The following is a 21,329-nucleotide window of genomic DNA, read 5'->3' as shown; positions in this document are numbered from 1 at the left end:
GGCGGTCTGAAGAAGTACAACGAGTACAAGAAGGCCGACAGCGAGCACCTGCTGGAGACCACGGGCCGTGAGCTGCGCAAGCTCATGAGCTGGGTCGACAACGACGACGCGTAACACCGGTGGGCGTATGGGCCCCGGTCCCGGCCTCCGGCCGACAGGGGCCGGGGCCCATACGCACGGGACGCAGACGCTGGGCCGCACGTACGGGTGATCTTGCCGCGAGCGCGGGAAAGTCGCCCGTTGACAGCACTACACTGCACAACACATACGCGTCAGGCCCACAGCGTCGTGCGTCTTCCACGCGGCTAGCTAGCACCCCTCCACCGCCTGCGGCCGTCGGGACGGCCGTCCGCAATGGGACTTGTGAGGACTCACGTGAGCTCGAAACCTGTCGTACTCATCGCTGAAGAGCTTTCGCCCGCCACCGTCGACGCGCTCGGTCCGGATTTTGAGATCCGGCACTGCAACGGCGCCGACCGTGCGGAGCTGCTGCCGGCCATCGCCGATGTGGACGCGATTCTCGTCCGCTCCGCGACCAAGGTCGACGCCGAGGCCGTGGCCGCCGCGAACAAACTGAGGGTCGTGGCCCGTGCCGGGGTCGGCCTCGACAATGTCGATGTCTCCGCCGCCACCAAGGCCGGCGTGATGGTCGTCAACGCGCCGACCTCGAACATCGTCACCGCCGCCGAGCTGGCCTGCGGTCTGCTGGTCGCCACCGCGCGCAACATCCCGCAGGCCAACACCGCCCTCAAGAACGGCGAGTGGAAGCGCTCGAAGTACACGGGCGTCGAGCTGAGCGAGAAGACGCTGGGTGTGGTCGGTCTCGGCCGGATCGGTGTGCTGGTCGCTCAGCGCATGTCCGCCTTCGGCATGAAGATCGTCGCGTACGACCCCTATGTACAGCCGGCCCGCGCCGCCCAGATGGGTGTCAAGCTCCTCACGCTCGACGAGCTGCTGGAGGTGTCGGACTTCATCACCGTGCACCTGCCCAAGACCCCCGAGACGCTCGGCCTGATCGGCGACGAGGCGCTCCACAAGGTCAAGCCGACCGTCCGGATCGTCAACGCCGCGCGCGGCGGGATCGTCGACGAGGAGGCGCTCGCCTCCGCGCTCAAGGAGGGCCGCGTCGCCGGCGCCGGTCTGGACGTGTACGCGAAGGAGCCCTGCACGGACTCCCCGCTGTTCCAGTTCGACCAGGTCGTCTGCACCCCGCACCTCGGCGCGTCCACCGACGAGGCGCAGGAGAAGGCGGGCATCGCGGTCGCCAGGTCCGTACGTCTCGCGCTCGCCGGTGAGCTGGTGCCGGACGCGGTCAATGTCCAGGGCGGGGTCATCGCGGAGGACGTGCGCCCGGGCCTGCCGCTGGCCGAGAAGCTCGGCCGGATCTTCACGGCGCTCGCGGGCGAGGTGGCGGTCCGTCTCGATGTCGAGGTGTACGGCGAGATCACCCAGCACGATGTGAAGGTGCTCGAACTGTCCGCGCTCAAGGGCGTGTTCGAGGACGTCGTCGCCGAGACCGTGTCGTATGTGAACGCCCCGCTGTTCGCCCAGGAGCGGGGGGTCGAGGTCCGGCTCACCACATCGAGCGAGTCTCCCAACCACCGCAATGTGGTCACGGTGCGCGGCACGCTCTCCGGCGGCGAGGAGGTCGCGGTCTCCGGCACACTGGCCGGTCCCAAGCACCTCCAGAAGATTGTCGCCATCGGTGAGTACGACATCGATCTGGCGCTGGCCGATCACATGGTCGTCCTGCGGTACGACGACCGTCCCGGTGTGGTCGGCACGGTCGGCCGGATCCTCGGCGAGGCCGGACTGAACATCGCGGGGATGCAGGTCTCGCGGGCGGAGGAGGGCGGCGAGGCGCTGGTCGTCCTCACCGTCGACGACAACGTACCTCCGGCGGTGCTCGCCGAGATCTCCGAGGAGATCGGCGCGGCCTCGGCCCGTACGGTGAATCTGACCGACTGAGCACCCTGATTCGTCCGTATCTCTCCGAAGGGCCCGGTATCCGCCGGGTCCTTCGGCGTTTCCGGGGCCGCCGCGCGCGGTACGGGTCAGAACGCCATGACATCGTCTCTGGTACAGCCGTCTCAAACATTTGTCTGGTACAAGCGTCTGGGACGCCTGTATGGCAGAGCAGTACGCTCCCGGCATGGGACATCGTGAGGATCTGCTCGAAGGTGCCAAACGCTGCCTGCTGGAGAAGGGCTACGCCCGGACCACCGCACGGGACATCGTGGCCGCGTCCGGCACGAATCTGGCCTCCATCGGCTACCACTACGGCTCCAAGGAGGCCCTGCTCAACCAGGCTTTTGTGGCCGTGGCGGAGGAGTGGGGCGACTCGTTCGGCCCCCGTGGCTCGGGGGCCGAACCGGCCGGCGGTGCGCCGGAGCGCCTCGCGGCGGTCTGGGAGGAGGTCATCGGCGCCTTCGAGCAGAGCAAGGCGCTCTGGAGGCTCCAGTTCGAGATCGTCTCCCGGCTGGAGCGGGAACCGGAGCTCAAGAAGGCACTGGCCGGGCCCCAGTTGTCGGTCCGTCACGGTCTCGCGAGGAGTTTCCAGGACGTCGATCCGGAACAGGACCCGGAGAAGGCCCGGTTGATCGGGACCGTCTACCAGGCGCTGCTGACGGGTGTGATGGCGCAGTGGCTGATCGACCCGGAAACGGCTCCCGGCGCCGGGGAACTGACGGACGGTCTGCGGGCGATCATGGCCGGCGACGACTGACGGTCACGGGGCTCCGTGCTCAGAGCCGGGCCGCCTTCAGGGCCATGTGGAGCAGCAGGCGGTCCTCGCCCTCGGCGAGGTCCAGGCCCGTGAGCTGTTCTATACGGGACAGGCGGTAGTAGAGCGTCTGGCGGTGGATGCCGAGGAGCGAGGCCGCCCGGCCCGCCTGGCCCGCGCAGTCGAGGAACACCTCGGCCGTGTGGGCCAGTTCGCTGTGGGCGGGGCTGAGCAGCGGACGGACCGTGAGATCCGGCTCGGTGGAGAGCTCCGTCAGCATGCGGTACGGGCCGATCGCGGGCCACTGCGCCACCGGGCCGAAGCGGGGCTGGGCCACCGAGGCGCGGGCCGCCGAGACCGCCTCGTGCCAGGCCGCCGGCACCCCGGCCAGGCCCCGGCGGGGCGCTCCGGCCCCGGCGGCGGCCCCGCCGCCCGCGCTCTCGCGCAGCCGGGCCACGGCCCCGAGCGCGGGCGCCAGCGCGTCCGTCGAGCGGAGCCGTACCAGCAGGGCCAGTGCGTCGCCGTCGTCCGGATCCGCCCGTGCGGTGCGCCCGTCCGGGGCAGGGGCCCCCGAGGCGCCGGCCGTCCCGGGCGGACCCGGGGCCGTACGTCCCGCCGCGTAGGGGAGGGTGCACAGCGCCGCCGTCCCCGGCACCGCCCGGATCCCCGGCACCTCGTCCCGCCACGGCGCCACGCACAGCACCACATGCAGACCGTCCGCGCCCGGCCCCAGCGCCGTGCGCAGCGCGGCCACCGCCATGTCGCGCTGCCAGCCGGACTCCGCCAGGAGCACGGCCCGCAGCTCCCGCGCCAGGTCCGTACCCGCCTTGGCCTCCTCGGCGAGCAGGTCACCGATCCGCGCGGTCACCTCCATGGCCGCGTCCAGCCGTGCGGTGCTCGGGCCCGGGTCGGAGTCGTCGAGCAGCCAGACATAGCCGAGGACCATGCCCCGATGGCGTACGGGCAGGCAGATCCGGCCGCGGAAGACCCCCGCGTCCGGGGCGGCCGGGATACGGACGGGGCCGGACGCACGCGCGATGCCGAAGCCCTCGAACCAGGCGCGGACCGCGGGGGTGGACTTCCGGGTCAGGATCGAGCGCGTCCTGACCGGATCCATCACCGCGTCGTCCTCGCTGTCGTGCGCACCGAAGGCGATCAGCCCGAAGTCCCGGTTCTCCAGGGTCGCCGGGACCCCGAGCAGCACCGAGATCTCGTCGACCAGCTCCTGGTAATCGCCCTTCATCCGAACATTCTCGCACCGCGCTCAGACAGATGTCTGAGATCCCCGCCACGGATGCGTGACAGGTGTCGATGGCAGAGGATCGAAGCGATCCCTAGGTTTCACAGTGGTTCTCCGTGTCGTACGGAACTGATCATCTCCGTTCCGTCCGGCTCTGCTCGATCTCTCCGTGGAGGTGCCCTGTGCTGGGTCCCGTGATCCTTGCCGCGTCGCGCAGCGACAGAATGCGCCGTGTCGTCTCGGCCGCCCCGGTCACCAAGCCCGTGGTGAACCGCTTCATCGCCGGTGAATCGGTCGAGGAGACGGCTCCTGTCATCCGGTCCACGACCGGCCGCGGTCTGGAGGTCACGCTCGACGTCCTCGGCGAGGACATCACCGATCCGGCCGAGGCCATGCTCGCCAGGGACGCCTATCTGCGGCTGATCGAGGCGCTCGCGCCGATGGAGCTCGGGGCCCGCGCCGAGATGTCGGTGAAGCTCTCCTCATTCGGCCAGGCCCTGCCCGGCGGGCACGACCTCGCGCTGAAGAACGTCACCACCGTCGTCGAGGCCGCCGCGGAGATCGGCACCACGGTCACCCTGGACATGGAGGACCACACCACCGTCGACTCGACGCTCGCCATCCACGCCGAGCTCCGGGAGCGCTTCCCGGAGACCGGCGCGGTCGTCCAGTCGTACCTCTTCCGCACCGAGGAGGACTGCCGCGCGCTCGCCGCCGCCGGATCGCGGGTGCGCCTCGTGAAGGGCGCCTACAAGGAGCCCGCCTCCGTCGCCTACCAGGAGAAGGCCGAGGTGGACAGGGCGTACATCCGCTGCCTGGCGATCCTGATGGCCGGATCCGGCTACCCGATGGTCGGGTCCCACGACCCCCGCGTCATCGCGATCGCCCAGGACCTCGCGCACCGCGCGGGCCGCAAGCTCGACGAGTACGAGTTCCAGATGCTGTACGGCATCCGCGAGGCCGAGCAGCACCGGCTGGCCGCCGAGGGACACCGGATGCGGGTCTACATCGCGTACGGCACCGACTGGTACGGATATTTCATGCGCCGCCTCGCCGAGCGCCCCGCCAACCTCGCGTTCTTCCTGCGTTCGCTGGTCAGCCGCGGCTGAACCCCCAACTGACCTACTGCTTAAGGAGATTCGGCACTCATGGATGCTGTGACCAAGGTCCCCACGCCGGTCAACGAGCCGGTGCACGGCTACGCCCCCGGTTCCCCCGAGCGGGCCCGTCTCGAAGCCAGGCTCAAGGAGCTGGCCGAGAACCCGGCCGACCTGCCGATGACCATCGGCGGCGAGAAGCGGATGGGCGGCGGCGAGCGCGTCGACGTCGTACAGCCCCACAACCACAAGGCCGTTCTCGGGACGTTCGCCGGTGCCACCGCGCAGGACGCCCAGGACGCGATCGACGCCGCCCTGGCCGCGGCCCCCGCCTGGCGCGCGATGGCCTTCGACGACCGCGCCGCGATCATCCTGCGCGCGGCCGAGCTGCTGGCGGGCCCCTGGCGCGAGACGCTGGCCGCCGCGACCATGCTCGGTCAGTCGAAGACCGTCCAGCAGGCCGAGATCGACACCCCGTGCGAGCTGGTCGATTTCTGGCGCTTCAATGTCTCCTACGCGCGTGACCTGCTCGCCGAGCAGCCGCCGGCCAACGCGCCGGGCGTGTGGAACCGTCTCGACCACCGGCCGCTCGAAGGCTTTGTCTACGCGATCACGCCGTTCAACTTCACCGCCATCGCCGGCAATCTGCCGACCGCGCCCGCGCTCATGGGCAATGTGGTGATCTGGAAGCCGTCTCCGACGCAGACCCTCGCCGCCGTGCTGCTGATGAAGGTGCTGGAGGAGGCGGGCCTGCCGAAGGGCGTCATCAATCTGCTGACGGGTGACGGCATCGCCGTCTCCGAGGTGGCGCTGAACCACCCCGACCTGGCCGGGATCCACTTCACCGGTTCGACCAAGACCTTCCAGCACCTGTGGAAGACGGTCGGCAACAACATCGAGAAGTACCGCTCCTACCCGCGGATCGTCGGTGAGACGGGCGGCAAGGACTTTGTCGTCGCCCACCCGAGCGCCGACCGCGCGATCCTCAAGACGGCGCTGACCCGGGGCTCCTTCGAGTACCAGGGCCAGAAGTGTTCCGCGTCCTCGCGCGCGTACATCCCTGCGTCGATCTGGAACGACGGCTTCGCGGAGGAGTTCGCCGCCGAGACCGACGGTATCGCCATGGGTGATGTCACCGATCTGACGAACTTCATCGGCGCCGTCATCGACGAGCGCGCCTTCGCCAAGAACAAGGCCGCCATCGACCGCGCCGCCGCCGACCCGACGTGCACCATCGTCGCGGGCGGCACCTACGACGACGCCGTCGGGTACTTCGTCCGGCCGACCGTCATCGTCTGCACCGACCCCGAGAACGAGGTCTTCACGACCGAGTACTTCGGCCCGATCCTCGCGGTGCACGTCTACGACGACGCCGACTACGAGACGGTGCTGGCGCAGCTGGAGTCCGTCTCGCCGTACGCCCTGACCGGCTCGGTCATCGCCAACGACCGCGCCGCCGCGGCCGACGCGATGGAGAAGCTGCGCTACGCGGCCGGCAACTTCTACATCAACGACAAGTCGACCGGTGCCGTCGTCGGCCAGCAGCCCTTCGGCGGCGGCCGCGCGTCCGGCACCAACGACAAGGCGGGCGCCCCGCAGAACCTGATGCGCTGGACGCTGACCCGCGCCATCAAGGAGACGCTGGTCCCGCCGACGGACTACCGCTACCCGCACATGGGCTGACGGCTCCGCCCCGGATCGGGCCGTTCCCCGGGCCGGCCCGATCCGGCACGCGGCCCGGACGAAAGACCCCCCTGCCCCGCCCCCGGGCCGGCCCCCACGCCGGCCCGGGGGCGGTTTCACGCGGACGCGCCCGGCGGGGCAACACCCCGCCGGGCGCGGAAACACCCGCCGCTGTCAGACCTTGCGCCAGCGCGCCATCGCGAAGGAGAAGATCCCGAACAGCGCCAGACCCAGCGCGACGGCCGCCAGCAGCCACGGCCCCGCCGGGGTGTCGGTGAAGGAGCGCAGCGTGTCGTCGAAGCCCTTGGCCTTGTCCGGCTCGTACTCGACCGCGGCCTGGACCACGAACGCGCCCACCGCCGTGAAGAGGATGCCGCGCGCCGCGCCGCCGCCGACGCCCGTCACATCGGTGAACTTCCGGGCCCCGCGGGACATCTCCGCGAGCTTCAGATGCTTGTGGTACTTCCGCATCACCGCGCGGGAGCCGACCCAGACACCCGCGATCGCGATGCCCACGCCGACGATTCCCACGATCCACTGGCCGCCCGGCAGGTCCAGCGCCTTCGCCGTGACGTCCTGGGACTGCTGGTCGCTGGAGCCGCTGCCACTGCTCTTGTCACCGGCGGCGAACGCCAGGACGGAGTAGGCCACAAAGCCGTAGAAGACGAAACGGCCCGCCGACAGCAGCCGCTTGCCGGTCTTGTGACCGTCGGGTCCCGCCGCGCCGAACAGCGCCTCCGAGAGCCGCCACAGCGCCATGCCGACCAGCCCGACGCCCAGCACCCAGAGCAGGACGGACCCCATCGGCTTCGAGGCGATCTCCGCGAGCGCGCCACCGCGGTCGGCCTGCTTGCCGCCGCCTCCGCCGAAGGCTATCTGCAGGGCGAGCACCCCGATGAGCAGGTAGATCACTCCACGCGCGACGAAGCCCCAGCGGGCCGCCGCGGCCATGGCCGGACTGTTCGCCGCTTGTCGCGCCTTGCCTTGACCACGGAGTGACATCGTCTGTGCGTTCATAGTTGACCTCCGCAGCTCAGGTGCCCCCGCCCGGCGCGTGGAAACGGTCCTCCCGCCGGCCGGGGCGCCGGTACGGAGAGTCCCGGCCACGCCCGCGGTCACGCCCACGGGACCGGCCGCCGTCTCAGATAGTAGGAAGTCCGAGTAATCGTGGAGACAGGGCGGCCTCCCTCGCTTAGCTTGGAAGAGCCGAACGTCTCGCTCCATCCAGCGAACGGCGGTCGCGGGCAGGCGCCCCCAGGCAGGCAACCCCTGCGGCGCCCGGCCCCCCGCCCCTTCCGGCGCCTCGTCGATGCCCCACGCCGCTCTGTCGCGTGGCCTGCTGCCTCAAGGAGTCGATCATCATGGCCGAGACCACTGTCCGCCGCGTCCGTCACACTCCTCGTACGAGCGAGTCCGACCGCAAGAACGCCAGTGCCGCTCTGCAGCGCGCCCTCGACCGCAGGGACAACGGCGGTTCGACCGGCCACTGAGGACACCGCGTGTCCAAGGAGTGGACCCGTCATGTCATTGGCTGGGACGCGGGGTAGGGTGCCGACATGTCTCGCAGCATCAATCTCGCAGTGATCCCCGGTGACGGCATCGGTAAGGAGGTCGTCGCCCAGGGCCTGAAGGTCCTGAGTTCCGTCCTCCCGCAGGATGTGAAGCTGGAGACCAAGGAGTACGACCTCGGCGCGAGCCGCTGGCACCGCACGGGGGAGACCCTGCCGGACGCCGAGCTCGCGGCCCTCAAGGGTCATGACGCGATCCTGCTCGGTGCGATCGGCGACCCCTCCGTGCCGTCCGGCGTGCTGGAGCGCGGGCTGCTGCTCAAGCTGCGCTTCGCCTTCGACCACTATGTGAACCTCCGCCCGTCGAAGCTCTTCCCCAACACGGCCACTCCGCTGGCCGGACGACCGGACATCGACTTCGTCGTCGTCCGCGAGGGCACAGAGGGCCCGTACACGGGCAACGGAGGTTCACTGCGCACGGGCACCCCCGCCGAGGTGGCCACGGAAGTGAGTCTCAATACGGCGTACGGCGTGGAGCGGGTCGTCCGGGACGCGTACGAGCGGGCCAGTGCCCGTCCGCGCAAGAAGCTGACGCTGGTCCACAAGAACAACGTCCTCGTCTACGCGGGCCACCTGTGGAAGAACATCTTCGACCGCGTCGGCCGGGAGTACCCGGACGTCACGACCGACTATCTGCATGTCGACGCCGCGACGATCTTCTTTGTCACCCAGCCCGAGCGCTTCGACGTGATCGTCACCGACAACCTCTTCGGTGACATCCTCACCGACCTCGCCGCCGCCGTGAGCGGTGGAATCGGCCTGGCCGCGTCCGCGAACATCAATCCGGACCGCGTGTTCCCGTCCATGTTCGAGCCGGTCCACGGGTCCGCGCCGGACATCGCGGGCCAGGGCAAGGCCGACCCCACGGCCACGGTCCTCTCCGTCGCTCTGCTCCTCGGGCACCTCGGTTTCGACGCCGAGGCGGTCCGGATCGAGGAGGCCGTCGCGGCCGATCTCGCCGGGCGGGACGGCTCGGCGGACTCCGCTCGTACCACCGACCAGATCGGTGACGCGCTCGCCGTACGAGTAGCGAGCTGACCCGTCGACTTCTCACAGCCGCCGGGTCTTCGGAGCCCGGCGGCTTTCCTGTGCGGCCGCCGGGTGCCACCATCAGGCCTGGGCCGCATTCACCCCGTTTCCTCCACTGTCCCGCCCGAGCGATAATCAGCCTGGGCTACGGCATGCGGGAATGCTCGGACGTCCTAGGTCCTGTCCGGACGCCGCGGCCCGCGGTGCCCGGACAGGACCTAGTCTCCGTAGCGGCGTGAGCGCGGCCCGTCACACACAACCCGCGAAGGACGAGAGTATTCATGACCACGCCCACGACCACGATGGAGCTCAAGCCCTCCTCGAACCCGCTGTCCGACGTGGAGCGGGAGCGCATCCTGGCCAACCCCGGATTCGGCCGCCACTTCACCGACAACATGGTGATGATCAAGTGGACCGAGGGGCGCGGCTGGCACGACGCCGAGCTGGTGCCCTACGCGCCGCTGTCGATCGACCCGGCGAACATGACGCTGCACTACGCGCAGACCATCTTCGAGGGACTCAAGGCGTACCGGCAGGCCGACGGCGGCATCGCCACCTTCCGCCCCGAGGAGAACGCCCGCCGCTTCCAGCGTTCGGCCCGGCGGATGGCGATGCCGGAGCTGCCCGTCGAGCTGTTCCTGGAGTCCGTGGACGCGCTCATCAGGCAGGACAGCGCGTGGGTGCCCGGTACGGGTGAGGAGTCCCTGTACATCCGGCCCTTCATGTTCGCGACCGAGGTCGGCGTGGGTGTCCGCCCCGCCAACGAGTTCCTCTTCATGGTCATCGCGTCGCCCGCCGGCGCGTACTTCGCGGGCGGGGTGAAGCCCGTCTCCGTGTGGCTGTCCGAGGAGTACGTCCGGGCCGCGCCCGGCGGCACCGGCGAGGCGAAGGCGGGCGGCAACTACGCGGCCTCCCTCATCGCCCAGGCCGAGGCCACCAAGCACGGCTGCGACCAGGTCGTCTGGCTGGACGCCACTGAGCGCCGCTGGATCGAGGAGATGGGCACCAACAACCTCTTCTTCGTCTACGGCGACAAGCTGATGACGCCGGAACTGACCGGCACGCTGCTCCCCGGTGTCACCCGTGACTCGGTCCTGCGGATCGCCGCGGACCTGGGATACGAGGCCACCGAGGGCCGGATCTCGGTCGAGGACTGGCGGCGCGGCAACGAGGACGGCACGATCACCGAGGTCTTCGCCTGCGGCACGGCCGCCGTCATCACGCCCGTCGGCACGGTCCACTCGGCCCGCGGCGGCTGGACGGTGGCCGACGGCCGGCCCGGCGAGGTCACGATGAGGGTGCGCAAGGCGCTGCTGGACGTCCAGACGGGCGCCTCGGCCGACGCGCACGGCTGGCTGCACCGCGTGGGCTGAGGCCCTTTGCGGGCGCGGGCCCGCGCTCCGGACCGTCCCGGAGCGCGGGCCCGCCCGTTACGCCGAACGGGTTCTCCGCGCCCGGGCCGGGTGCCCGGTGGCCACCGCCGCTGCCTCACCGCCGTCTCACCGGACCGACCGCATGGTGAGACAACCGCACACGCGGCGACGAGACATGCGAAAATCGGCTCGTGCTCTCGTTCGCCATCATTATCGGCAGCAAGCGCGCCGGTCCGCAGTGACCGCCTCGTACCACCATGTACGGCGCGGCCATCGTGCCTCAGACCCGCGCGCCAACCTCTCGCACCCGCGAGGGGTTTTTTCGTTTTCCGGCCCTACCCCGGACGGAGACGAGCCGCGCGAAGACGGGGGCAAGTGGAGCCAGACCATCCACTCGACAGGAGCAACGCACCATGACCACTGAGTCCACGGGGCCCACGGTGAACAACGACAGCTTTCATGTCTTCGACACGACGCTGCGCGACGGCGCCCAGCGCGAGGGCATCAATCTGACGGTCGCCGACAAGCTGGCCATCGCCCGGTACCTGGACGACTTCGGCGTGGGCTTCATCGAGGGCGGCTGGCCCGGCGCCAACCCGCGTGACACCGAGTTCTTCGCCCGCGCGCGCCAGGAGGTCGACTTCCGGCACGCCCAGCTCGTCGCCTTCGGCTCGACCCGGCGGCCGGGGGCCAGGGCGTCGGAGGACCCCCAGGTCCGGGCGCTGGTCGAGTCCGGCGCGCCGGTGATCACCCTGGTCGCCAAGTCCCATGACCGCCATGTGGAGCTGGCGCTGCGCACCACGCTCGACGAGAACGTGGCGATGGTCCGGGACACCGTCTCCTACCTGCGGGAACAGGGCCGCCGTGTCTTTGTCGACTGCGAGCACTTCTTCGACGGCTACCGCGCCAATCCCGAGTACGCCAAGTCCGTCGTACGCGCCGCCGCCGAGGCCGGCGCCGATGTGGTCGTCCTCTGCGACACCAACGGCGGGATGCTGCCCGCCCAGGTCCAGGCCGTCGTGGCCACCGTGCTGGCCGACACCGGGGCGCGGCTCGGCATCCACGCGCAGGACGACACCGGCTGCGCGGTCGCCAACACGCTCGCCGCCGTCGACGCGGGCGCCACCCATGTCCAGTGCACCGCCAACGGCTACGGGGAGCGGGTCGGCAACGCCAATCTGTTCCCGGTCGTCGCCGCGCTGGAGCTGAAGTACGACAAGCGCGTACTGCCGGCCGGCGCGCTCGCCGAGATGACCCGGATCTCGCACGCCATCGCCGAGGTCGTCAATCTGGTGCCCTCCACCCACCAGCCGTACGTCGGCGTCTCCGCCTTCGCCCACAAGGCCGGACTCCACGCCTCCGCGATCAAGGTCGACCCCGACCTGTACCAGCACATCGCCCCCGAGCAGGTCGGCAACACCATGCGGATGCTCGTCTCCGACATGGCGGGCCGCGCCTCCATCGAGCTGAAGGGCAAGGAACTCGGTATCGACCTCGGCGGCGACCGCGACCTGGTCGGCCGGGTCGTCGGCCGGGTCAAGGAGCGCGAGCTGCGCGGCTACACCTACGAGGCGGCCGACGCGTCCTTCGAACTGCTGCTGCGCGAGGAGGCCGAAGGCCGGCCCCGCAGCTACTTCCGTACCGAATCCTGGCGCGCGATCGTCGAGGACCGCCCCGACGGTACGCATGCCAACGAGGCCACCGTGAAGCTGTGGGCCAAGGGCGAGCGCATCGTCGCCACCGCGGAGGGCAACGGTCCGGTCAACGCCCTGGACCGGGCCATGCGGGTCGGGCTGGAGCAGATCTACCCGCAGCTCGCCAAGCTGGAGCTGGTGGACTACAAGGTCCGCATCCTGGAAGGCCGGCACGGTTCGGAGTCCACCACCCGGGTGCTGATCACCACGGCGGACGGCGGCGGGGAATGGGCCACGGTCGGGGTCGGGGAGAACGTGATCGCGGCCTCCTGGCAGGCGCTGGAGGACGCGTACACCTATGGACTGCTGCGGGCCGGAGTCGAGCCCGCCGAGTAGCCCGGTCGCGCGGGCGCGGGCCCAGGTGAGGAACGACCTGGGCCCGCGCCGCGGTGTCTGTCAGTCTCGCCTCAACTCTGCAGGCGCCACTTCTGGTTGGAGGCCCCGGTGCAGGTCCAGATCTGCGCGCGGGCGCCGTTCGCCGAGGTGTTGTCCGTCACATCCAGGCACTTGTTCGCCGCGGTGTTGACGATGTCCCCGGTGGAGGCGTTGTACGTCCACTGCTGGGCGCCGCTGCCGTTGCAGTCGTAGAGCTGGACCTTGGCGCCGTTCGCCGTCGACGCGGCCGTCACGTCCAGGCACTTGCCGAGCGCCTTGATCGTGGAGTCGGTACCGACCGTCCAGTTCTGGGCCGTCGAGCCGTTGCAGTCGTAGAGCTGCACCGCGGCGCCATTGGCGCTGGAGCCGGCCGCCACGTCCAGGCACTTGCCGCCCAGCCCGGTGAACGCGCCGGAGGTGCCGGTGCCGCCGCCGCCCGAGGGGGTGCCGGACCAGGTGAACGTCGCCGAGGTCTTGCCGGGCAGCGAGTAACTGAAGTTCTGCCCGCCCCAGTTGACCCGCAGGGTCTGGGCCCCGGACCCGTCGTTGTAGGCGATCAGGGCCTTGGAGCCGTCCGGGTTGCGCCACGCGACGTTCGGGACGGTGCCGCTGGCGGTGGAGGAGATCCGCTGCGCGCCCGGCTTCACGAACTTCGTGAGGTGGCCCATCGTGTAGTACTCGATGTTGTAGTCGACCTGGCCGTGCCGGCTGTCGCCGTTGTGGACGGTGATCAGACCGTCACAGGTGCCGCAGCCGCCGTTGTGCGGACCGCGGTTCTGGTCCACGGCGAGGGACCACTTGGTCACCGACTTCGCCCAGTTACGGGTGTAGTCGATGATGTTGTTCATGTCCTCGCGCTGCTGGTTGGCGATCCAGGTGCCGCCCGAGTGCTCGGTCTGGAAGGCGTCGACCTGCGGATACTGGTTGTGCACCTCGGTCTGCTTGGCGATGTTCCCGCCGTAGCCGTGCCAGGCGATCCCGCCGAAGTTCGGGTGGTTGCGGACCGCCGGGTCGTTCACCGTCTCGGCCGCGTACGCGTCGTAGGTGTCCCAGTTCCAGTCGTGGGCCAGGACCTTGGTCGGCAGGCCGGCGCTCTGGAGCTTCGGCAGCAGATTGCTCTTGGTGAAGAACGCCAGACCCGAGCCGTTCCAGCTCATCGACGGGTAGCTGGAGCAGCAGGTCGGCTCGTTCTGCGCGGTGACGTAGTCGACCGGTATGCCCTGGTCGCGGTACGCCTGGAGGTACTTGACGAAGTAGTCGGCATAGGCGCCGTAGTACTCGGCCTTCAGCCAGCCGCCGTTGAGCTGGCCGTTGTCCTTCATCCAGGCCGGCGCGGTCCAGGGGGAGGCGACGGTGGTCAGGGCCGGATTGAGCTGCTTGGCCTGCTTGGTCAGCGGCAGCACGTCCTGGAGGTCATGGGCGATGGAGAACCTGGACAGGCTCGGGTCGGTCTGGCCCGCCGGCATGTCGTCGTAGGTGTAGCCGAACCGCGCGAGGTCCGAACCGCCCATCGGGTTGCGGTTGAAGGAGAGCCCGATGCCCTCCGTCGGAGAGAAGAGCTTGCGCATCGTGTCGTCACGGGTCGCCTGGGAGAGCGCGCCGCTGCCCTTCATCAGCCAGGCCGCGGTGTCGGTGAAGGACGCGCCGCCACCGGTGAACGTCTGGTAGCGGGTGGCCTCGTCGACGCTGATGTTCGTACCGCTGCCGCCGTTGCCCGCCTGGAAGCTGACCGGGGTCTGCTGCTGGAGACCGCGCGTGACATGGCGCCCGCCGGCGTCGTCGGTCGTGGTGAGCCAGATGTTGACTTGTTCGCCCGCGGCCTGGGCCGTACCGGCCGAAAGGCCGGTGAGCCCCGCGGTGGCGAGGGCGCCGGCGAGGAGGACCCTCGTCAGACGCCGCGCGGTGCCAGTGGATCTCGACATAAGTCTGCTGCCCTTCTCGGCAGTTGTGGGGGGTGGTGCGCTGATGCGGTGCGTGGTCGTTGCGGCGTGAGTGAACTGCCCCGGCGAACTTCCGTCAAGAGGTGACACCTTCACAACCTGAACGCACAACACCCCTGACCTGCGGTCGGCCTGGTACGTAACAAAGGTGCGGACCAATCTCGGCGTGAAGTATTGACGGCTGTGTTGCGCGCCGGTTAACTCACGCCCCAACGCCGGTACCGGTTCCGGTACCGGTTGCGGTACCGGTTCCATCCCTCGACGTGGAGGCTCCGATGCGTGTCACGATCGCCGATGTCGCCCGTGAGGCCGGTGTCAGCAAGACGACCGTGTCCCGGGTGATCAACACCAAGGGCGAGGTCGACGGCGGCACGGCCGCACGGGTCCGCGCGGTGATCGCCCAGCTCGGCTATGTGCCCAGCTCGGGCGCGGTCGGACTGGCCCGCGGCAGCAGCCGTACGGTCGGCATGCTGGTGCCCTCGCTGACCTGGCCGTGGATGGGCGAGGTGCTCCAGGGAGTGGTCGACACCGTCGAGGCCGCCGGATACGGACTGCTGCTGTTCACCTGCAACCGCGGCGCCGAGTCGGTGGAACGCTTCACCAGCCAGGTCTCGGCCCGTGCCTTCGACGGGCTGCTGGTCGTCGAGCCGGAGAACACCGTCGACACCATCATCGGCCTGCACCACCAGGGCCTGCCCATCGTCCTGATCGACGACCGCGGCAGGCATCCCGAGGACTTCCCCTCCGTCGTGACGACCAACTACGAGGGAGGGGCGTCGGCGGCCCGCCATCTGCTGGCCGACGGCAGAAGCAAACCACTCGTCATCACCGGCCCCCCGCACTTCGGCTGTGTACGCCACCGGCTCGCCGGTTTCCGTGAGGTCCTGCCCACCGACCGCGTCGTGGTGGGGGACTTCACCGAACTGTCGGGACGGCTGGCGGTCGAGAAACTCCTGCACAACGGGGTCGAGTTCGACTCGGTGTTCGCGCACAACGACATCAGCGCGGCCGGCGCGCTGCGTGCTCTGCGGGCCGCCGGACGGACCGTGCCGGACGACATCGCCGTGGTCGGCTTCGACAACCTGCCGATGGCCAGGCACACCGAGCCGCCGCTGACCACCGTCCGCCAGCCCACCCGGCAGATGGGTGAGACGGCGGCCCGGATGCTGCTCGAACACCTCGGCGGGGCCTCCCCACCGGACGAACCGGCCGTGCTGCCCACCGATCTCGTGGTGCGGCAGTCGGCGCCGTAGCGGAGGCGACAGGACGGGGCCGCGAGCCGGGCGGCCCCGCTGCCGCCGCCTCCTGAGCCCCCTCGGTCGCACCCGCCCGCCACGGGCCGGGCCCGCGCCGAACTCCCCCTGCCCTTCCCCGGCCTCAAGGACAGTGCCAAGTGGTACCGCGACACGATCGGCCCCACCCTGGCCGAGCAGCGGTAGCCCCCACCCCCCGGAACCAGTCCCCATCCCCCCGGAACCAGCCCCGCCGAACGGAACGGCCCCACCCCACCCGCACCCCCACACGGAGGCACCGATGCCCTCACGTATGACCCTCATGGCCACCACCGCCGCTCTGGTGGCCCTGTCGGCCCCCCTCGCGTTCAGCGCCCCCCAGCCGGGCCCCGACCGGGCTGTGGCCGCCGCCGCGGCCTGGAACACCGACCGCGCGGCCGCCGCCTACGCGGCCAACCCGGCCTCCGTCACCGCCTCCGGCAGTGAGAACGCCGACTCCGGAGCGGGCGCCGCCTTCGACGGCAACGGCGCCTCCCGCTGGTCGAGCGACTTCGCGGACAACGCCTGGATCCGGGTCGACCTGGGCAGCGTCATCCGCGTCAACCAGGTCAAGCTCGAATGGGAGGCCGCCTACGGAAAGCAGTACGTCCTGGAAGCTTCCAAGGACGGCACCAACTGGACGAGCTTCTACACCGAGACCGAGGGCACCGGGGGAGTCGTCACCGCGCACACCTATCCCCAGGAAGTGACCGCCCGCTACGTCCGGATGCGCGGTGTCCAGCGGGCCACCGCCTGGGGTTACTCCCTCTTCTCCTTCCAGGTGTACGGCGGCGAGCAGGCCCCCGCCTCGACCACCCGCACCAACCTGGCCCTCAACCACCCGGCGTACGGCAATCTCTACCAGCACGCCGGCAACTCACCCGCCTATGTGACGGACGGTGGCTGGCCCGCCGATCTCAAGGCCGACCAGTCCCGCTGGTCGAGCGACTGGAACGCGGACCGCTGGGTCGGTGTCGACCTCGGCGCCCAGTCCAGGATCGAATCGGTCGACCTCTACTGGGAAGCGGCCTACGCGGTCGACTACGAACTCCAGGTCTCCGACGACAACCGCACCTGGCGCACGGTCTACCGGCCGTCCGCCGCCGAGGTCGCGGCCCGCCGCGCCGACGTCAAGTCCCCGGCCGAGGCCGTGGGCCGGCGCGACACCGTCAACCTGCCCACCCCGGCCACCGGCCGCTATGTACGGATGCTGGGCAAGGAGCGCCGCTCCTTCTTCAACCCCGCCCCGTCCACCGCGCAGTTCGGCTACTCGCTGTACGAGTTCCAGGTCTGGGGCACGGGCGGCAGCGCGGCCGCGGCCTACCCGGCCCTGCCGAAGAACCCGGGCGGTGCCTACCGCACGACCTTCTTCGACGACTTCACCGGCTCGGGCCTGGACCGGAACAAGTGGCGCGTGGTGCGGACCGGCCAGGAGATGGGCTCGGTGAACGGTGAGTCGCAGGCGTATGTGGACTCGCCGGACAACATCCGCACCGAGAACGGCGCCCTGGTCCTCCAGTCGAAGTACTGCAAGGGCTGCACCACCGTGCCCGGCGGCGGTACGTACGACTTCACCTCGGGCCGTATCGACACCAACACCAAGTTCGACTTCACCTACGGCAAGGTCAGCGGCCGTATGAGGCTCCCGGTCGGCGACGGCTACTGGCCGGCGTTCTGGATGCTGGGCAGCGACGTCGACGACCCGGCCGTCTCCTGGCCCGGCTCCGGCGAGACCGACATCATGGAGAACATCGGCTACGGCGACTGGACCAGCACCGCGCTGCACGGACCGGGCTACTCCGCCGACGGCAATGTCGGCAAGACGCAGACCTTCCCGGACGGCGGGCGCGCCGACCAGTGGCACACGTACGCCGTCGAGTGGCTGCCCGAGGGAATGCGCTTCACCGTCGACGACCGCGTGGTGCAGGAGATATCCCGCCAGAAGCTGGAGTCCACCCGCGGCAAGTGGGTCTACGACCACAACCAGTACGTGATCCTCAACCTCGCTCTGGGCGGCGCCTATCCGGCCGGCTGGAACAAGGTCACCCAGCCCTATTGGGGCCTTCCGCAGTCGAGCGTGGACCGTATCGCGCAGGGCGGGATCAAGGCCGAGGTCGACTGGGTGCGGGTCGAGCAGAAGTGACAACGGTACGAAGGAGCACCATGCGAGGCACACCTGTGAGACCCGGCCGCGGCCCCAGGACGGCGGCGCTTGTCGCCGCCGCCGTCCTGGCGGGCCTGCTGCCACTCGCCGGAGCCGGGCCGTCCGCCGCCGCGGACGACCCGGCCCCGGTGGCCGTCGACCGCTTCGAGGGAGAGGTCCCGTTCGCGGGGCCCCCCGCGGGCGGACTCTTCACCTGGGGCGGCGACACCGACGATCCGCCGACGCTCGCCCTGAAGGACCGCGCCGACGCCCCGGAGGGCGCCAAGGTCCTCGAAGGCGAGTACGACATCAGCGGCTACGGCGGATTCAGCCATGACTTCGCCTTCGACCAGCCGTCCCACGACTGGTCGGCCCACCGGGGCATCCGTTTCTGGTGGTACGGCCAGAACACCGCGCCCCTGCCGCCCGGCTCCGGCAAGAAGATCAACTTCGAGATCAAGGACGGCGGCGCCAACGGCGAGGCCTCCGAGCTGTGGACGACCTCGTTCACCGACGACTGGGAGGGCTGGCATCTCGTCGAGATCCCCTTCGCCGACTTCCAGTACCGCGCCGACTATCAGCCGGTCGGCGGTATCGACCAGGTCCTCGGCCTGACCCAGATGTGGGGCTACGCCGTCACCCTGCCCACCGGCGGGGCCGGACGGTTCGCGCTGGACGGGGTGGAGCTGTACGGGAAGGCCGACCCGGCCCTGAAGGCGAGCGTCCTCACCGACGCCGCCGTCTACCCGGTCACCGAGGGCGGCACCGCCAAGGTCAGGATCTCGGTCGGCACGACCGGATCCGTCCCGGTGGACGAGCCCGTCACGGTCGCCTACACGACCGAGGGCGGCACCGCCGAGGCGGGCAGGGACTACCGGCCGGTCTCCGGCACGGTCACCTTCCCGGCCGGCAGCGCGTCGGGCACCTCGCGGACGGTCGACGTCCCGACCCTGAAGGACCGGGGCGGCGAGAGCGCGGAGACCGTCCCGCTCACGCTGACCGTCACCGGCGCCAAGGCCCCGGCCGAGACCCCTCAGGTGGTCATCGACGCGCACGGCCTGCCCTACCTCGACGCCGGGCTGCCGGTGCGGAAGAGGGTCGCGGACCTGCTCTCCCGGATGTCGCCCGCAGAGAAGGCCGGGCAGATGACCCAGGCGGAGCGCAACGCGCTCACGTCCCAGGGCGACATCGCCACCTACGACCTGGGCTCGCTGCTCTCGGGCGGCGGTTCCGTGCCGACGCCCAACACACCGGCGGCCTGGTCGAAGATGATCGACGCCTACCAGCTCAGGGCGCAGGCCACCCGCTACCAGATCCCGCTGATCTACGGCGTGGACGCGGTGCACGGCCACAACAATGTCGTCGGCGCGACGATCATGCCGCACAACATCGGTATCGGAGCGACCCGGGATCCGGACGTCGCGGGGAAGACCGGCGCGGTGACGGCCAACGAGGTGCGCGCCACCGGTATCCCGTGGGACTTCGCGCCCTGCGTCTGTGTCTCGCGCGACGAGCGCTGGGGCCGTACCTACGAGGCGTTCGGTGAGGACCCCGCCCTGGTCACGGCCATGGAGACGGTCATCAACGGCATGCAGGGCGCCGCGTCGGGCAAGGACCTGGACCGCAACGACAAGGTGCTGACCAGCGCCAAGCACTTCGTCGGCGACGGCGGTACGGAGTACGGCTCGTCCACCACCGGGTCGTACACCATCGACCAGGGCATCACCAAGGTCACCCGGCAGGAACTGGAAGCGGTCCATCTCGCCCCGTTCGCGGAGGCCGTCAAGCGCGGCGCGGGCACGGTCATGCCCTCGTACTCCTCGCTGGACATCCTCGGTGACGACGAGGGGCCGGTGAAGATGCACGCCAACGCCGCGATGATCAACGGCGTGCTGAAGAACCGGATGGGCTTCAAGGGCTTTGTCATCAGCGACTGGCAGGCGATCGACCAGATACCCGGCGACTACGCGAGCGACGTCCGCACCTCCGTCAACGCCGGTCTCGACATGATCATGGTGCCGACGGCGTACAAGACCTTCGTCCAGACACTCCAGGACGAGGTGACGGCGGGCCGGATCAGCCAGCGCCGGATCGACGACGCGGTCTCCCGCATCCTGGAGCAGAAGTTCAAGCTGGGCCTGTTCGAGAAGCCGTACGCCGACACCACGAACCAGTCGAAGATCGGCTCGCCCGAACACCGCGCGGTGGCCCGTGACGCTGTCGCCAAGTCCCAGGTGCTGCTCAAGAACGACGGCGGGGTCCTGCCGCTGAAGCCTTCCCAGAAGGTGTACGTGGCCGGCTCCAACGCCGACGACCTCGGCAACCAGATGGGCGGCTGGTCCATCACCTGGCAGGGCGCCTCGGGGAGGACCACCACCGGGACGACCGTCCTGGAGGGGCTGAGGAAGGCCGCTCCCGGCGCCACGCTCACCTACTCCAAGACCGCCTCGGAGCCCACCGGGGGATACGACGTGGGCGTGGTCGTCGTCGGGGAGACCCCGTACGCCGAAGGCATCGGCGATGTCGGCAACGGCCATGACCTGGAGCTGTCCGAGGCGGACCAGAAGGCCGTCGACACGGTCTGCGCGGCCATGAAGTGCGCCGTGCTGATCGTCTCGGGCCGTCCGCAGCTCATCGGCGACCGGCTCGGCGACATCGACGCGCTGGTGGCGTCCTGGCTGCCGGGCACCGAGGGCGACGGCGTGGCCGATGTCCTCTACGGCAAGCAGCCCTTCACCGGTCAGCTTCCGCTGACCTGGCCGAAGTCGGTGGAGTCGCTGCCGATCAACGTCGGTGACACCTCGTACGACCCGCAGTTCCCGTACGGCTGGGGTCTGACGACGCTCAAGCAGCCGCCGGCCGGCGGTCAGCTCACGCTTGCCGCCCTCGGGCTCGCGGCCCATGTGCTGGAGAAGGCGGGCCGAGGGAAGTCCGAGGAGGGCAGGGCGCTGGTCGGCCAGGCCAGGCTGCTGGTCCAGCAGAAGATCGCCCGGCACCTCACGGAGGCGTCCGCGAAGCCCTTCGCGGAGGCGGACCATCTGCTCCTCACCGGTGATCTGACCGGCGCGGTGGCGAAGCTGACAGCGGCCTACAAGGCCGGCTGACCGGAACATCCAGAGGTGGTGCACCCGGACGGCCGTCCGGCGATTCGACGATGACGACTACCACGCGTACACGATGGGCCGTGCCGCCGA

Annotated in this window: 14 protein-coding genes and 1 pseudogene; 12 read left to right on the top strand and 3 right to left on the bottom strand. The window is 70.0% G+C overall.

What is annotated here, in order from left to right; all coding sequences use genetic code 11:
* From ABZ707_RS28500 to ABZ707_RS28490, 3 genes and pseudogenes are all read left to right on the top strand, one after another.
* Positions 1-114, top strand: a pseudogene (locus ABZ707_RS28500) (ketol-acid reductoisomerase); the annotation flags it as partial.
* A 261-nt stretch (positions 115-375) separates the two neighbouring features.
* Positions 376-1,968 carry a phosphoglycerate dehydrogenase gene (gene serA / locus ABZ707_RS28495; protein WP_360180306.1) on the top strand — a complete coding sequence of 531 codons (1,593 nt, stop codon included), beginning with the start codon at positions 376-378 and terminating at the stop codon, positions 1,966-1,968.
* 184 nt (positions 1,969-2,152) lie between these two features.
* Positions 2,153-2,725: a TetR/AcrR family transcriptional regulator gene (locus ABZ707_RS28490; RefSeq protein ID WP_360180304.1), complete on the top strand. Its 573-nt coding sequence runs from the start codon at positions 2,153-2,155 to the stop codon at positions 2,723-2,725.
* A gap of 19 nt (positions 2,726-2,744) precedes the next feature.
* Here ABZ707_RS28490 and ABZ707_RS28485 read toward each other — a convergent pair whose 3' ends face one another.
* Positions 2,745-3,965 carry a helix-turn-helix domain-containing protein gene (locus ABZ707_RS28485; protein WP_360180302.1) on the bottom strand — a complete coding sequence of 407 codons (1,221 nt, stop codon included), beginning with the start codon at positions 3,963-3,965 and terminating at the stop codon, positions 2,745-2,747.
* 179 nt (positions 3,966-4,144) lie between these two features.
* Between ABZ707_RS28485 and ABZ707_RS28480 the strand changes: the two genes are divergently transcribed.
* Both ABZ707_RS28480 and pruA read left to right on the top strand, forming a co-directional pair.
* Positions 4,145-5,071: a proline dehydrogenase family protein gene (locus ABZ707_RS28480; protein ID WP_360180300.1), complete on the top strand. Its 927-nt coding sequence runs from the start codon at positions 4,145-4,147 to the stop codon at positions 5,069-5,071.
* 39 nt (positions 5,072-5,110) lie between these two features.
* Positions 5,111-6,742 carry an L-glutamate gamma-semialdehyde dehydrogenase gene (pruA, locus tag ABZ707_RS28475; RefSeq protein ID WP_360180298.1) on the top strand — a complete coding sequence of 544 codons (1,632 nt, stop codon included), beginning with the start codon at positions 5,111-5,113 and terminating at the stop codon, positions 6,740-6,742.
* 174 nt (positions 6,743-6,916) lie between these two features.
* On the opposite strand, the gene ABZ707_RS28470 is transcribed toward pruA, so the two are convergent.
* Positions 6,917-7,759: a DUF1206 domain-containing protein gene (locus tag ABZ707_RS28470; protein WP_360180296.1), complete on the bottom strand. Its 843-nt coding sequence runs from the start codon at positions 7,757-7,759 to the stop codon at positions 6,917-6,919.
* A 344-nt stretch (positions 7,760-8,103) separates the two neighbouring features.
* On the opposite strand from ABZ707_RS28470, the gene ABZ707_RS28465 reads away from it, so the two are divergent.
* The 4 genes from ABZ707_RS28465 to cimA all read left to right on the top strand — a co-directional run bounded on the left by ABZ707_RS28465 (position 8,104) and on the right by cimA (position 12,742).
* Entirely contained in the window at positions 8,104-8,232 is a 129-nt protein-coding gene (locus tag ABZ707_RS28465; RefSeq protein WP_360180294.1) for a hypothetical protein, read from the top strand.
* Positions 8,233-8,298: 66 nt separating this feature from the next.
* Entirely contained in the window at positions 8,299-9,348 is a 1,050-nt protein-coding gene (locus ABZ707_RS28460; protein ID WP_360180292.1) for a 3-isopropylmalate dehydrogenase, read from the top strand.
* A gap of 272 nt (positions 9,349-9,620) precedes the next feature.
* Positions 9,621-10,712 carry a branched-chain amino acid aminotransferase gene (locus tag ABZ707_RS28455; protein ID WP_360180291.1) on the top strand — a complete coding sequence of 364 codons (1,092 nt, stop codon included), beginning with the start codon at positions 9,621-9,623 and terminating at the stop codon, positions 10,710-10,712.
* Between the two features lie 413 nt (positions 10,713-11,125).
* On the top strand, positions 11,126-12,742 hold the full coding sequence (gene cimA, locus ABZ707_RS28450; RefSeq protein WP_360180289.1) for a citramalate synthase: 1,617 nt from the start codon (positions 11,126-11,128) through the stop codon (positions 12,740-12,742).
* 71 nt (positions 12,743-12,813) lie between these two features.
* On the opposite strand, the gene ABZ707_RS28445 is transcribed toward cimA, so the two are convergent.
* Positions 12,814-14,703, bottom strand: a complete 1,890-nt coding sequence (locus ABZ707_RS28445; protein ID WP_360180287.1) for a ricin-type beta-trefoil lectin domain protein — start codon at positions 14,701-14,703, stop codon at positions 12,814-12,816.
* 293 nt (positions 14,704-14,996) lie between these two features.
* Here ABZ707_RS28445 and ABZ707_RS28440 point away from each other — a divergent pair, with 293 nt between their 5' ends.
* From ABZ707_RS28440 to ABZ707_RS28430, 3 genes are all read left to right on the top strand, one after another.
* Positions 14,997-15,974: a LacI family DNA-binding transcriptional regulator gene (locus ABZ707_RS28440; protein ID WP_360180285.1), complete on the top strand. Its 978-nt coding sequence runs from the start codon at positions 14,997-14,999 to the stop codon at positions 15,972-15,974.
* A 280-nt stretch (positions 15,975-16,254) separates the two neighbouring features.
* A complete protein-coding gene (locus tag ABZ707_RS28435) occupies positions 16,255-18,135 on the top strand; it encodes a discoidin domain-containing protein (protein WP_360180283.1) in 1,881 nt (626 codons plus the stop codon).
* A gap of 20 nt (positions 18,136-18,155) precedes the next feature.
* Positions 18,156-21,239, top strand: coding sequence for a glycoside hydrolase family 3 N-terminal domain-containing protein (locus tag ABZ707_RS28430; RefSeq protein ID WP_360180281.1), 3,084 nt, complete (start codon positions 18,156-18,158; stop codon positions 21,237-21,239).
* The last annotated feature ends 90 nt before the right edge of the window (positions 21,240-21,329 follow it).

The organism is Streptomyces sp. NPDC006923 (genome assembly GCF_040635655.1).
Lineage (GTDB): Bacteria > Actinomycetota > Actinomycetes > Streptomycetales > Streptomycetaceae > Streptomyces.
The sequence above is the reverse complement of the archived record's forward strand: the minus strand, read 5'-3'. Positions and strand labels throughout refer to the sequence as shown.

Coding starts and splice junctions, on each gene's coding strand:
- ABZ707_RS28470 (WP_360180296.1), bottom strand. CDS start 7,759: ATGAACGCACAGACGATGTCACTCCGTGGTCAAGGCAAGGCGCGACAA.
- ABZ707_RS28460 (WP_360180292.1), top strand. CDS start 8,299: ATGTCTCGCAGCATCAATCTCGCAGTGATCCCCGGTGACGGCATCGGT.
- ABZ707_RS28455 (WP_360180291.1), top strand. CDS start 9,621: ATGACCACGCCCACGACCACGATGGAGCTCAAGCCCTCCTCGAACCCG.
- ABZ707_RS28435 (WP_360180283.1), top strand. CDS start 16,255: ATGCCCTCACGTATGACCCTCATGGCCACCACCGCCGCTCTGGTGGCC.
- ABZ707_RS28490 (WP_360180304.1), top strand. CDS start 2,153: ATGGGACATCGTGAGGATCTGCTCGAAGGTGCCAAACGCTGCCTGCTG.
- ABZ707_RS28465 (WP_360180294.1), top strand. CDS start 8,104: ATGGCCGAGACCACTGTCCGCCGCGTCCGTCACACTCCTCGTACGAGC.
- cimA (WP_360180289.1), top strand. CDS start 11,126: ATGACCACTGAGTCCACGGGGCCCACGGTGAACAACGACAGCTTTCAT.
- ABZ707_RS28440 (WP_360180285.1), top strand. CDS start 14,997: ATGCGTGTCACGATCGCCGATGTCGCCCGTGAGGCCGGTGTCAGCAAG.
- ABZ707_RS28430 (WP_360180281.1), top strand. CDS start 18,156: ATGCGAGGCACACCTGTGAGACCCGGCCGCGGCCCCAGGACGGCGGCG.
- ABZ707_RS28445 (WP_360180287.1), bottom strand. CDS start 14,703: ATGTCGAGATCCACTGGCACCGCGCGGCGTCTGACGAGGGTCCTCCTC.
- ABZ707_RS28485 (WP_360180302.1), bottom strand. CDS start 3,965: ATGAAGGGCGATTACCAGGAGCTGGTCGACGAGATCTCGGTGCTGCTC.
- pruA (WP_360180298.1), top strand. CDS start 5,111: ATGGATGCTGTGACCAAGGTCCCCACGCCGGTCAACGAGCCGGTGCAC.